This is a genomic window from Bacillus sp. CZDM1 (assembly GCF_055502545.1).
The window spans coordinates 25738-39814 of sequence record NZ_JBUESO010000004.1; the positions used below are offsets into that span (position 1 = coordinate 25738).

Consider the following 14077-nt stretch of genomic DNA (forward strand, 5'->3'; position numbering starts at 1 on the left):
CTTTGTCATAAGTTCTTCCTTTTGCCCCAAAAAATTCGAAGTGTAGATGGAGGACCAGCTGACTATTGCACTATTGAACAATTTCAAATGTAACAAACTAACAATCTCACAAACAATATCAATTTACTCTCAGGAATTTGGAATTATACCATTTTTATCCTTAAAAAGTCTTTTTACCTAATTTTCTGCTTAGGAAATCGAGACCGTGGGGACGGTTCTAACGGTCCTTTTTGTCTAATTTGTACCATGAGAACCGTCCCTCTGGACACCTATTATCCTGAAATCATGTAATAATATGGGTGTAATTGAAATTATTGTAATATTGAGGAAGGATGTGTTTAAAATACAAGTGGATGTATGCGAGGACAATAGTAAAATATTAAAGCTTCATTACACTATTAAAATAAAACAACAGATCTCCTTTTTTAGGAGACCTGTAATAATTGCTATCATGACCGCGGGTGACCGTGGGGACGGTTCTCATGGATATATATAAAGACCACCAGAACCATCCCCATGGTCACAGTCTTATAAATGAATCGGTCCTTCAGGTCCAACCGGGATTCCTAATAGGTACCAGATGACTACGAGGATGATCCAGAAGATTCCAAAGAATAATGTGTATGGGAATAGTGCTGAAATTAGTGTTCCTAGACCAATCTTATTATCAAATTTTTTGGCAAATGATAATAACAATACAAGGTATGGAAGCATTGGTGTTATTGGGTTTGTAATCGAATCACCCACTCGGTAAATAGCTTGTGTAAATGCAGGATGATAATCCAAATACATAAACATTGGCACGAATATTGGCGCTAGTATGGCCCATTTTGCTGAAGCACTGCCTATTAATAGATTGACAAAAGCGACAAAAATAATAAACAGAACAATTAACGGAACACCCGTAAATCCAATATTGTTAAGGAAATTAGCTCCTTTTATCGCAATGATTGGACCTAGGTTACTCGACGCGAAGAAGGCAAGCAATTGAGCTGCAGCGAACACCAGCACAATGTATGGGCCCATTGTACTCATAGCCTTGCCGACCATATCTCCGAAATCCTTCGAAGTTTTAATACTCTTTGAGCCAATTCCATAGAAAAGGCCGGGAATGAAGAAAAAGATCGTTAACAGTGGTACGATTCCAGTAATGAACGGTGAACCATCAATGATTGATCCCGTTTCTGGGTTTCGTAGAATGCCGTTTTCAGGAATAATCAATGCTAGTACTGCGATTAAGAACACGAGTGCAGAAATCCCCGCCCATTTTAATCCACGATTTTCTTCAGGTGATATCGACTCCATCTTTTCGATATCACCTGTATAAGTACCGAAACGTGGGATCGTAAACTTATGCGTTACCCATAATGAAACAAATAACAACACAATCGTTGAAACTGCAATGAAATAATAGTTCATAGCAGGGTTAGCTGAATAATCAGGATTTACAGTTTGGGCAGCAGGTCCTGTGAAGCCCGCTACAAGCGTATCTGACATTCCAATAATAAGGTTAGCGGCAAATGCCCCTAAGGTGGAAGCGTAAGCGACTACTAAACCAACTAATGGATGATAACCAAAAGCCATCAATACCGATGCCGCAAGCGGTGGCAAGACAACAGGTCCTGCATCACCAGCAGCATTACCGATTATTGCAATTAATATAATACTTGGTATGATGACTTTCTTAGGCGTTGTCATAACAGCGCGCTTCATTAATGTTGCAAAAAAGCCGCTTTGTTCAGCAAGGCCAATCCCAATCATCATGACAAGTACCATGCCAAGCGGTGGGAACGCACTGAAATTGGTGACCATTTTTGTTAGGATTTCAACTAATCCTTCACTGTCTAGAAGATTATTAACAACCACCTTTTCTCCTGTAACAGGGTGAATGGCTGAAACATGAAATAATGATGCTACATAAGATGTCAGCAACGTAATTCCGCAAAGAATAAAAAACAATACGATTGGATCAGGTAATTTATTACCCGCGTATTCAATGGAATCAAGCATTCTATCAAAAAATGATTTAGACTTTTTCTTTGTGTGTTGTTTCATCTTACTCCTCCTCGATGTTGATTAATCTTTTGTTAGTGTTAAGGCAGTAAAGACGTGAAATTTTAATCCATCCTTTAACGCAGCTTCATCGATATCAAATTTTGGATGATGATGTGGATAGGTGATGCCTTTTTCTTTATTCCCCGCTCCAATCATGACAAAACATCCTGGCCTTTCGTCGCTGAAAGCAGAAAAATCCTCTCCTCCAAGCATTGGGTCAATCCAATCAAGACTACGTTCAGGGAAATGTTCCTCAATCATATTCGCTACCCTTTCCGTAACTCCGATGTCATTCACGACAGAGTTATAGCCATAGGTGTAATTTACAGTTGCAACAGCACCGTTTGATTTAGCAATCCCTTCGGCGATGTCTGTAATTCGGTTCTTGATCAGTTCACGAGTAGACTGTGAAAATACTCTTACGGAGCCACCAATTTCAACACAGTCCGGGATGACATTAAGCGCTTGTCCACCCGCCTGAAATTTCGTAACGGAAACGACCGCCGAATCAAGTGGAGCGACTGAACGAGAAATAATATGATTGAGTCCAGTCACAATTTGTGCACCTGTTGATAGCGGATCAATGGTTAATTCAGGTGTTGAGGAATGTCCGCCTTTTCCCTGGACAGTGATTTCAAATATATCACTATTCGATGAGATAGCCCCTTTCCGAATACCAATCGATCCGAATGGAATAGTCGTCATTAGGTGAATGCCTATTACTTCGTCCACACCTTCAAGAACCCCAGCAGCAACCATTTCTTTCGCTCCACCAGGAGGCAATTCTTCTGCATGTTGAAAAATAAATACAACCTCACCGCTTAATGATTGTTTCTGTTCAATTAATATTTTCGCTGCACCGAGCAGCATTGAAGTATGACCATCATGGCCGCATGCATGCATGACACCATCATTTGCTGATGCAAACGACAATTCCGTCGCTTCCTGTATTGGCAGTGCATCCATATCTGCACGAATGGCAATGACCTTTCCAGGTTTAGAACCCTTTAACCTTGCAACCACGCTAGTTTTGGTAGGTCTTGATAATTCTAAACTTCCAAAGCTCTCGAGTACATCATAGACATATTGGGCTGTATTATACTCTTGAAAAGATAATTCTGGATGCTTATGCAAGTATCGTCGCCATTCGATCACGTCTTCAATAACCTCTTCTATACGATTTAAAACATTTATATTTTCCATTTATATTCACTCCTATTTAACGAATAATTAACGTCATTGCGTTAATGCTTTACTATACTATAATAAATTTTTAAGGAATTTTCAATAAAATAAAAAAAAATAGCTATGAAAAGCTATTTTTTAAGAATGAAAACTATATAGTTTCAAAGGTCTTCCCTTATCACTGCTTTTGGTTTCGCCTACTTCCTCGACCAATCCAGTCTTCCGGAGACCAAGAAGAATCCGCTGTGAATTGCGGAAGCTTATCCCAAGCTCCATTGCAATATCTCGTGAAGTGAACGTATCCCACTGTTTTTGTTCCACATAACTTCTCAATTTATTGTATAGTTGTACGCTTATTTGAACCTCACTTAGCTTATGGACTAATTCAGGCTGATCACTTTCACTTAAATAAGACACGACTTCTTTATTGCTTCTGTATTCTTCCACGATACCCTGTTCATCAACAATCACAATCATATTTTGATGTGCGGTCCTAGACCGCTGAACTGCCTTTCTGGCATTATATTCAGCCTTAAGAACCGAATCACCAAACCCCACTCCCGCTGCAATAGGCTGTTTCCATTGATCATGCATTTTTTGAATGGTTTCCTGAAGGATATTGATATGATTTGTTACATCTCCCCTGGAACTAAATATCATGTAATCGCCCTTGCCAGCCTTTTGAAAAGAACCATTCAGTTGGCGGCTAATTCGAAGCAAGGCTTCTTCCATTTTCAATTCTGCCGATTGGATATCATAGAGCAATTCTTCCTTTACCCGCTCTATGTCTGGTTTCTCTGCTTCAATAAAACAAATAGCAACCTGCGTATTTTGATAATATTGTGCTTTTGCTTTTTCAGAAAGTGATAATAGGGTTTGTTTTATTCCAAGTCTAGTAATCGTCATCCATGAAACCGGTATTCCCTTCTGCTCTAGCTCCTCTTTCACGTTTGGATAACAGGTAAGTACCCCGTCAATTTCTCCTTTTTCCCAAAGCTGGATATGATACCTATAGATTTCCTGTTCATTCACATCAGCCGGGAATTGTTGAATCCGCAGGTCTTTAATAGGAGCATCTAGCTTTCTCACCTCAGAAGTATTGATCGCATCAGGAAGGTCAATGCTTATCTGTTTAAAACCCTCTTTTTTTTGTAAAAGGAGACTGATTAGCGAATGATAAAACCCCGTCTCCCAAGATAATATGCCATGAAGACTATCATTTTCACCGATTACACCCTTTGCAATCGCATATGGAATCGGGCCGGAAAAAAGCCAGGCATCCACATCACTTCTATGCTGTAACACAATCTCTTTCGTTTCAATTGCCTGTTTATAAGGCAATGGTAGAAACACTATATTTTTCTCAAACTCCCTGGCAACCTCCAAAATACGCTCAATCGAAAGTTCTGGTCCTACCACTCCGACCTTATACACTAGAATCACCTTGCCTCTGAATTGATAGATATTATAAAAATCATAGCACAAAAATGACCGCGGGTGACCATGGGGACGGTTCTTTTGGTCTAAATATCACGGCTGACATTTATATTTTCCTCTATCACGTATTTCCATATTAGTGATTTAGCGGCATTGCAAAGGAAAAACTGGAAGTGCTAGGATAGCTAAAGATAAAAAAAAATCAATCGTACGAATAAAAACGTACATTTAACAATATTACTCCTGCAATATTCGGAGTATACAGTACGATTACTAAGATAGAAGCAGTATTTGGATGAAAATGTTACGCTTAAAGTGTTATATCACAGATTTTGTCGAATAATCATGTTTGAGTACAGACTATGATTATTGTTATTATTAGGACATTAGTTCACTAATTATGGATTTGTTTATTGCAAGGAGCATCCTTGTGAAATCTATCACAAAAGGAGTTGATAATGTTGAGATCTGATAACGCTACAGTTCAGAATCGTAACAAAGAGTTGAGTGATGATTACTCATTGGATCGAGTACCTCTTAACAAAAGAAACATGGGTTGGTTAAGCATAACAAATATCACATTTGGAATTGCTACGGCCATCTTTTATTTTCAAATGGGAAGTGTGATGGCCCTTCAATTTGGTGCCATCAATGCAATCATTTCTGCTATTTATGCGATTATTGTTGCCGGTATTCTTGGAACCTTCATTGCCTATCTATCGGCAAAATCAGGAATGAACGTTAACCTATTATCAAGGGGTGGCGGTTTTGGCTATATTGGCGCCTCTTTGACCTCCGTTATTTATGCCACTAATTTTATTATGTACTGTGCGCTTGAAGGCTTAATCTTAGTTGCGGCTGTACACGAATTCTTTCCTCTAATTCCAAAATGGGGTTTAATCCTTTTCTTTGGTATCATCGTCATTCCATTAAATTGGTTTGGAATCAAACAATTGGATAAATTACAAAAATGGTCATTACCGCTTTTTGGCATTTTCCTAATCGCAGCCATTGTTGTAGCTGCAATCAAACCGTCTGTTTATGATGGAAGTTTTTGGTTGTATTTGCCAGAAAATGTTCAGGTTGGCGGAACTGCCCTTTTACTTTGTATTGGAATGCAACACGGAATTATGGGATTAACACCACTACTAGCTTCTGATTATGCTCGTTTCCTTAAGCCGAAGGATCTTAAAATTGGAATATTTGCCATTGGATTTATCCCGCAGATCTTTTGTTTCGGAGTGATGGGGGGCCTTGGAATTTGGTTCGGTGTTCGTCTCGGGGAACCGAATCCTGGAATTTATATCGTTCTACTCCTTGGTGGGTGGGGAGCTTTATTTACAATGATCACTCAAATAAGAATTAATGTGACAAATATCTATAGTGGTTCCTTGTCACTATCCAATTTTTTCGAAAATGTTTTTAAATTTAAACCAGGGAGACGCTTTTGGGTTGTCGTTACTGGGGTATCAGCCATTGTCTTAATGCTTGGGGACATTGTGAATCACCTTGAAACCGTTTTGACTTTCCAAGGAGTTTTCTTATTATCCTGGGCAGCTATTCTTGTTACAGATGCTGTTTTTGTTAAGAAAATCTTAAAGATTGGTCCTGGATATTATGAAGCGAGACAACAGAATTTGCACAAATGGAATCCTGTCGGTGTTGGCTCATTACTAATCGCAAGCAGTCTCGGCACGGTTGCTGCATTAGGATTTATGGGAACATTCCTGCAAAGTACTGCAGCATTTTTCGCAGCTATCCTTGCCTCTATTTTAACGATTATCTTGGCTATTTCTACAAAAGGAAAATATTATATAAAAGAAGAAACCAATGATATTGCAAAAGAAGAATATATTGCATGACTATTTAACCCTCTACTAGTGATGTAGAGGGTTTGCATATCGTTAGACATTTATTCAGAATAAAAATAAACAACTCAAGTTAGAATCAATCTTTACATCTTTATTTAAAGCTTTACTTCTACCTCAGTTCCATCCTTCAATTTCGTTTCAACAAGGATAACTCCACTATTCTTAGAAAGTCCCTGCAGCAACGGCTTCAAATCCTTTTTTTCAATTTCCGGGAAGATGAATGTGGTGCCGACCTTTTCAATTGCCTTATTTATTAAGCGAATCATTCTTTTTGATGTAATAATCAAACTAACCAAATCTAAAACACCATAGGGAACGGGAATGGAGAAACGTTTATCCTTTACTTTCACCTTAACTTTTAACATAATCTAGTCAATCACCACAAATACTTTATCACCATTTGCCGAAGTGATGTTAACAATCTCTCCATCCAATTAGTTTTCAATTGCTTCGATAAGCAGGTCAACGTTAATATCTTTTACATATTTTGCTGCCTCAGGTATTTTTTCAGCAATATTTGTACCTACTTTTAAAACAGCCTTTACCAGATTAATCGGTAAATTCACATTTACATTATCACCATCTTCGGAGGTCACACGAATCTTTAACATTTTATTTACATATGAGGCTTCTTTTTTTGTTGTCACTAGCTCTGGTTGATCTTTACCTTGTAGAATAGTAATTAGTTCACTTGCTTTTTCCTTATCAATCTTTCCTTGCTCCACCAGCGTTAAGACTCTCGAAATTTCGTCCTTCATTCTACTTCCCCCTCTTTTAATAACTGAATGGCTTTCTCTGCCGTAATTTCGCCTTTTTCTAATAACGATACAATTTTTTTCTTATCCACTTCTAATTTCTTTTGAGAGGAATATCCCAGAGTAGAGATTATTTCATCTAATTTTCCTCTGACAGTCGGATAGGAAATTCCGAGCTCCTTCTCGACCTCTTTGATATTTCCACGACATTTAAGAAAAATCTCAACAAAATGCAGCTGTTCCTGACCGAGAGCCGCCAGTCTTGAAATTTCAAATTCATTTTCTATTGTTGTCTGGCAATGGTTACAGTGCAGCTTGGTAATTTTAAGCGCCTTCATGCAAACGGGACAATTAGTAAGTAAAGGATACGCCATACTGTTCTCCTCTCTTTCATTTAATCATATCATACACCATATCTTTTAATTTTCAAATATGATATTTAAAATTATTTATAAAATTTTATAATTTTATTCAATATGTTAATTTCCTCATTGAATAAATTAATTTACTGAGTATTTAAGTTAAAATAAAAACAGACTCATTGGAGAGTCTGTCTTTGTGTCTTGAAAGGGATATGAGCAGTGGAGTATTTCACATGGTGTATTGAAAAAAGCCATAAGAACCGTCCCCGCGGTCACGCGGTTTCTTACTCCTGTAGTTTCACTCGTACATTTCTTTGCCTTTTTCCATCTGCTTCACCCTCTGCCTGGCGGTTGTTCTTAATGAAAAAGGAGAGGATCAGTCCTATTAAGGAAAGAATGGAAACGACCATAAAGGCGATGTTCGCTCCGTGTATATCTGGATAGGCAATGTCAGGAACCTGTTTTGCTGTTTCCGCTGTTGTTGTCATAACGGTAACAAGGATAGCGGTTCCTACCGAAGCAGCAATCATTTTCATCGTATTATCCATAGCCGCTCCATGGGGAATTAATCGTTTTGGCAGCTGATTCAAGGCAGCTGTTGCGACCGGCATCATTACCATAGAAAGACCCAGCATTCGAATCCCATAGAGGACAGTAATATAGGTCAACGTGGTCGAAGGGCTAAAAGTCGTAAACGCAAAGGAAGCAGCACTCATGATCGTTAATCCAATCATCACGAGCCATCTTGCCCCGACTTTATCAAATATTCTTCCAACAATTGGTGACATAATCCCGCTAATCACTGCACCAGGTAATAAAGCAAGGCCCGCTTCAAAGGCAGAAAACTCCCTCATATTCTGCATAAAGAGTGGAATGATTGTTTCTGCTCCAATTAAGCCCATAAAGCTGATCATTCCTATTGCTACGGAAAATGGGAAGATTGAAAACGTAAAAACACGGAATTCCAGCATCGGATGCTTTAGTCTTAATTGGCGGAAAATAAATACAAACAGTGATACACCGCCAAGTGTAAGTGATAGTAGGGTTGCAGGATGAGACCAACCGTAATTTCCCGCACTCGTAAATCCATAAAGAAGCCCGCCAAAACCGAATGACGATAATAGGATTGAGATGATATCCACCTTTGGCTTGGAGATCTCAGTGACATTTTTCAAGAAAAAGAATGCGACAACAATATCGATTAGAGCAATAGGCAAAATAATAAAAAATAACACTCTCCATGAAAATTGCGATGTCACCCATCCTGACAAAGCTGGTCCGATGGCTGGTGCAAAGGATATTACAAGGCCGACAAGACCCATTGCTGCCCCGCGCTTATTGACCGGGAAGATGAGTAAAAATACGGTTGTCATTAATGGCAGCATCACTCCCGCTCCCATTGACTGTATGACTCTTCCTATAAGAAGAATTTCAAAATTAGGAGCGATCCCACTGACAACCGTTCCCACTGCAAAAACACTCATTGCAGAGATAAATAACTGTCTTGTGGTAAACTTTTCTAATAAAAAGGCACTGATTGGAATCATGATCCCATTCACCAACATAAAGACGGTGGTCAGCCATTGTGCACTATTAGCGGTAACGCTCATTTCATCCATAATTGGAGGGATAGCTGTTATCATCAGCGTTTGATTCAATATCGCGATAAAAGCCCCTGCAAGTAAAAGGCCAACAATCATCGTTTGCTTATTTCCTGAACTCTCCATTCATCCAACTCCCTATTTAAAAATATACTGTTACAGATTACATTGTTTTCCTGCTAAATTCCAATGAAAGGTTCTACAGAAGCTTCATGCCTAATAAAAAGGTCTTTTAAAGATAGATAACTTGATGGAATGATAGTATCAGTTTCCAGAACAAAAAAACACTCACAAATATTGATATATCAACATTTGTGGTGTTTTTTTGTTTTTATATTATACTTTTGGCTGCCGTCTATGCTCTAGATTCAAAGTATTTAAATTTACCCATGGATATGATTCCAATTATCGGACCAATGCTTAATAGGATAAAAACAAATCTCCATCCTAACCATGTTTGAAAGATTGGAATGAGGTTGATTGACAATATTGTTATTAGAAAACCTATACACATTTGCAAAGTTAGTGCCGTCCCAATATAGTCCGCTTCGGCAAACTCTGTAATACCAACAGAAAATTGAGCAGAATCTGCGATGACCGATGCTCCCCAGATCATGGAAACTAGGACTGTCAGCCAAATGAAACCACCAAAAGTAAAACCAATCAATATCGCACAAATAGCGCTAACCAACATACAAATAATCGTTAAATTTGCCCTTCCTATCTTATCCGCGACTATACCTCCTGCTATGCACCCAATTCCCCCCGCGATTCCAATAGCGGAAAAAGAAGCAATCATACTTAACCATGGGTCTAAATTTGGTGCGGACCGCAAAAAACTTGCAGACAAAAAAGCTGGAAGCCATGTCCACATGGCATATAACTCCCACATATGTCCAAAATATCCATAATTCACTAGCATGACTGGTTTATTCTTTAGTATCTTTCCAAATACGGAAAAAGACCAAGAACTATTTTTAGAAACTATTCGAATATCAGGTAATAGGTAGAAAATAAGAATAGCTGCAATCATTGCTAAAATCAAACTAATCGTAAGTACCCATCGACTATCCATATTTATAGTAAATATGGATATGAAGTGTGGCAATGAGGAGCCTAATGTTAAAGCAGCGATTAAAATGCCTGTTGCCAATCCTCGTTGTTTTGGAAACCAGTGTGCAATCATTTTTACTGAAGTTGGATATACACCCGCTAAGGTTACACCAGTTAATATTCTCAGTAATATACCGATCCACGCTTGATCAACGATAATCAAGAACCCATTTAGGAACGCACCCGACAGCGCTGAGATCGCAAACAATCTCCTAATATTAAAACGATCAGATAACCCAAAATATGAACTTAAAAATGCACCAATCACAAATCCAATGGGAATGGCTGCGGACAGCAATGCACCTTGGGTCGGGGATAGACTCCAGCTTTTTTTCAGTTCGGGGGCAATAACGGAGGCATTAAACCACAGACTTAAACAAAAAATGACTGCTATTCCAATAATCGTTAACGCCAGCCAACGATTCTTTATCATCATTCACAAAACCTCCCAAAGGAATAAAAATTTGAAGTTTGGTCTTCATCAACTTCATGATTACGCCTAAATAAAAGCTCCAACCTCTATCATCAGAGCTTGGAGGCTTCATTTAATTTGAAACTGCATTTTTGCTAATGTTGTTGGTTTGGTGAATAATTACAGCTGCGATACCCTGAATGATTGTCTTTACAATCACTTGACCTAGGATGGCGAATGGAACGGCCTCCCATGGCAGGAATCCTGCACCGAGCGGGCTAAGTCCGATGACGACGAAAATCGCAGAATCTAGTATTCCGCCAACAATACCACTATATAGGACCCGTAAGCTCATTGGCAGGTTCAAACGTGTATAAATCTCGGTATCGGTTGTTTCTGCAATCATAAAAGAAATCGCAGATGCCATTACGATAATTAATGTGTCCCCTAATAAGAACGAAACGATTGCCGATAATATAAGTGCTAAACCGATAAACATATAGGTTTTCTTTCTTCCGTATTTGTTTTGAACCAAGTCACGGAAGATAAATGTTGCACCGATCAGTAATGTGCCCATTGGTACAATAAAGACCCCTAATTGCATTGGCGCAAATGCCGCTGTTATAACATTGGCTGCAATGATTGAAATTAAATACAACAAAATTCTCATGATGCCCTCTCCCTTTGATTTTTTATCCGCAGAATATCCTAATTGACCCGTTAAAATAGAAAACACAGTACCTCTAAGAGAAGTACTGCTTCGCCTTAGTTTTTTTACCGAGGGGTGCTAGAACCTCCACCGCAGGATGCGGAATTTTATTTATGTGAAATTTAGTTTACTATTTTTTTAGACTTCTGTCTAGATAGACTTATCCTGAAAACCGGGAAAAACGGTGGGGACGGTTCTCGCGGTCATTTTTTGTCTAACTTGCACCATGAGAACCGTCCCTCTGGACACAAAATGAAATATATTAGTCTATTTATATATATTGTATATATAAACATTTTATTGTATAATTATACTGGGTTGGATGGTAATTGTGGACATCATAGTATTTAGCGTAGGTGGGGCTGATACAAATTAAAGTAAGAGCTAGTTAGCTCTTTTTTTTATTGTGTTAAATATTAATTAAGCCCGTTTTTTGTAATCTACTACAAAGCCATTGTTTTAGTCTTTGGGTGGTCTTGTACAACTATCGCACCCGTTAATAATGTTAATTACTGGATATTTTTAAGTAATGAGTATACGTATGTATCGTATGCTACACCATTTTGATACATATAGTCCCTCAAAACTCCCTCTTTTTGAAAACCAATTTTAAGCAGCAAATTGTTGGATGCTTCATTATCAATAAATACAACCGCGCCTATACGATTTAAACTCATAATATCAAAGCCATATGAAAGAACTTTAGATACTGCTTCCGAAGTGTAACCTTTCCTCCAATGCTCTGGATGGATTTCGTACCCTATTTCTGCTCGTTTATGTTTAGGCAACCAAGCATTAAAGCCAATTGTTCCAATTATACCTTTGGTCCCTTTTCTTTCAATCCCCCAACGTATGCCTCTTTTTTCATTGTAATTTTTTGAAAAAAAATCAACAAACTTTTCTGCTTGTTCTATACTCTCTAAAGTATCTTGTCCATAAAAACGTGTTACATCGTCGTTAGAAAAACAATCAAAAATGCCTTCTGCATCTTCTCTTGTTATTTCTCTTAATACTAGCCTGTCTGTCTCTAATATAGGAAACATTTAATCTCCCCCTTTTTTTATTTCAACAACTACTTATTCTTTTTAAAAAGTAAAAATCCCTTTTTAAACTGAATTCCTTATTGCACTTAACTCCCACGTTAGTGTTAGTTAAACAAGGAAAACGTCATACAATTCCAATGCTTTGTATCAAGGACTGAGGCTGTGTTATTATTCAAAGTTGATTTTCATCTAGGGTTGATCATTCATAGACGGAGAATTTCCGCCTATTTTAGAAAAGGAAGATTAAGAAGCAGATTTAAGCGGAGATATTCCGGTTAACTGCTTCAAATAAGACAAAATCCAATGATTTGAATACCATAAGCGGAAAAACTCCGCTTATTATGAAGGAAATATGGGGATTTCCCAATTTAAGCGGAAATTCTCCGCTTATTTTCCAAACACGGTGAAATCAACATTCTGCTTTAACACAGCCATCTTTTCAAAAATTTCGCGATAAGAACTTACCTCTAGATTGCACAAAAGGCCCGATTAGCTCCTATCCGCTAGTCGGGCCTTGTCACGCGCAAAACTTCCGATTGTCCCCTTAAAAAAACGTCCCTTGGTCCCCTACTTCACGATCTTCTCATAAAATTTTAATCTTTGCTGGGCATTCTCTTTTATGATAATATCTACTCCACTGTCCACGAAGGGTTCCACATTTTTTCCTTGAATCACCTTCATGGCTGTTTCAACACTTAAATATCCCATATCATAAGGGTTTTGGGCCATGGTACCAGGAATGGTTTCATCTGAAATAAGTTCAAGCATTTCGGTAAGTCCATCCGGCCCAATGACAGGTATCGAGAGTCCTTGTTTCTTTATCTCCTTGATTACTGGTAATGCGATTGTGTCATGTGTAGTCACGACACCTTTAATATCGGGCTGGTCACGTAGAAGCTCTGTTACCAAACTTTGAATTCTTTTGGGATCATCCGGTATTCCTGATTTTACAAATGCGATTTTGATTCCTGCGTTTTGTAAAGCACTGGTAGCACCATCGATCCGCTCTTTAAAAACTGAGAAAGACAAATCCCCTGCGATAATGGCAATCTTATTCCCTGGCTGCAGCTGTGAGGATAAAAAGGCTCCGGCTTTTTTACCTAAATCCCGATTATCGGTTCCGATATACGCTGTTTTGTTGTTAAGTGGAAGATCGGAATCTACTAACAAAATCGGAACATCCGTAAACGTTTCTAATGCATGGCTTACAGGTTCACTTGCACTGATTGGTGCTGTAATGATCACATCAGGCATTTCTTTGTACACCCTCATTAATATATCTGCTTGTTCTTCCGCAGTTGATTTAGTAGGCACAATCACCTTTCCATCGATGTCAAAGTCTTTAAACCCTTTTTCTACTCCAGCCTTCATAATTTTCCAGTATTCTGAGTTTCCTTCTTTTAACACCACGACCACAGTCGGCTTTTTATCAGCTAGTGTTACGGAAATAAATCCTAGAACCAAGACAGAAATAACAGCACCAATAACCAAATAAATTTTCCCTTTCTTTAACACTTCATCCTTCCCCCTCTCT

At 38.4% G+C, this 14077-nt stretch carries 11 protein-coding genes and 1 pseudogene; 1 reads left to right on the forward strand and 11 read right to left on the reverse strand.

All coding sequences use genetic code 11. The annotated features are described in order from the left end of the window. Nucleotides 1-528 precede the first annotated feature (528 nt). The 3 genes from ACY3XC_RS10335 to ACY3XC_RS10345 all read right to left on the reverse strand — a co-directional run bounded on the left by ACY3XC_RS10335 (nucleotide 529) and on the right by ACY3XC_RS10345 (nucleotide 4674). Nucleotides 529-2055, reverse strand: coding sequence for an AbgT family transporter (locus ACY3XC_RS10335; RefSeq protein ID WP_464868472.1), 1527 nt, complete (start codon nucleotides 2053-2055; stop codon nucleotides 529-531). A gap of 21 nt (nucleotides 2056-2076) precedes the next feature. Next, on the reverse strand, nucleotides 2077-3258 hold the full coding sequence (locus tag ACY3XC_RS10340; protein ID WP_464868473.1) for an amidohydrolase: 1182 nt from the start codon (nucleotides 3256-3258) through the stop codon (nucleotides 2077-2079). A gap of 120 nt (nucleotides 3259-3378) precedes the next feature. After that, nucleotides 3379-4674, reverse strand: coding sequence for a hypothetical protein (locus ACY3XC_RS10345; protein ID WP_464868474.1), 1296 nt, complete (start codon nucleotides 4672-4674; stop codon nucleotides 3379-3381). 461 nt (nucleotides 4675-5135) lie between these two features. Here ACY3XC_RS10345 and ACY3XC_RS10350 point away from each other — a divergent pair, with 461 nt between their 5' ends. Continuing rightward, nucleotides 5136-6539, forward strand: a complete 1404-nt coding sequence (locus tag ACY3XC_RS10350) for a purine-cytosine permease family protein (RefSeq protein WP_464868475.1) — start codon at nucleotides 5136-5138, stop codon at nucleotides 6537-6539. A gap of 104 nt (nucleotides 6540-6643) precedes the next feature. Here the strand turns inward: ACY3XC_RS10350 and ACY3XC_RS10355 are convergent, their stop codons facing one another. From ACY3XC_RS10355 to ACY3XC_RS10390, 8 genes and pseudogenes are all read right to left on the reverse strand, one after another. Next, nucleotides 6644-6913, reverse strand: coding sequence for a hypothetical protein (locus ACY3XC_RS10355; RefSeq protein WP_464868476.1), 270 nt, complete (start codon nucleotides 6911-6913; stop codon nucleotides 6644-6646). Nucleotides 6914-6916: 3 nt separating this feature from the next. Next, nucleotides 6917-7306, reverse strand: a pseudogene (locus ACY3XC_RS10360) (SHOCT-like domain-containing protein). Continuing rightward, nucleotides 7303-7677, reverse strand: a complete 375-nt coding sequence (locus ACY3XC_RS10365) for a DUF2089 family protein (protein ID WP_464868477.1) — start codon at nucleotides 7675-7677, stop codon at nucleotides 7303-7305. Before ACY3XC_RS10365 ends, ACY3XC_RS10360 begins: the two are co-directional and overlap by 4 nt. 272 nt (nucleotides 7678-7949) lie before the next feature. Next, nucleotides 7950-9392 carry a DHA2 family efflux MFS transporter permease subunit gene (locus ACY3XC_RS10370; RefSeq protein ID WP_464868478.1) on the reverse strand — a complete coding sequence of 481 codons (1443 nt, stop codon included), beginning with the start codon at nucleotides 9390-9392 and terminating at the stop codon, nucleotides 7950-7952. A gap of 229 nt (nucleotides 9393-9621) precedes the next feature. Then, nucleotides 9622-10815, reverse strand: coding sequence for an MFS transporter (locus ACY3XC_RS10375; protein ID WP_464868479.1), 1194 nt, complete (start codon nucleotides 10813-10815; stop codon nucleotides 9622-9624). A gap of 109 nt (nucleotides 10816-10924) precedes the next feature. After that, on the reverse strand, nucleotides 10925-11461 hold the full coding sequence (locus ACY3XC_RS10380) for a VUT family protein (protein ID WP_179160459.1): 537 nt from the start codon (nucleotides 11459-11461) through the stop codon (nucleotides 10925-10927). Nucleotides 11462-12009: 548 nt separating this feature from the next. After that, the gene (locus tag ACY3XC_RS10385) at nucleotides 12010-12543 is read right to left on the reverse strand and encodes a GNAT family N-acetyltransferase (RefSeq protein ID WP_464868480.1); all 534 of its coding nucleotides are present in this window, start codon (nucleotides 12541-12543) and stop codon (nucleotides 12010-12012) included. 567 nt (nucleotides 12544-13110) lie between these two features. Continuing rightward, the gene (locus ACY3XC_RS10390; RefSeq protein ID WP_464868481.1) at nucleotides 13111-14058 is read right to left on the reverse strand and encodes a sugar ABC transporter substrate-binding protein; all 948 of its coding nucleotides are present in this window, start codon (nucleotides 14056-14058) and stop codon (nucleotides 13111-13113) included. Nucleotides 14059-14077: the final 19 nt, after the last annotated feature.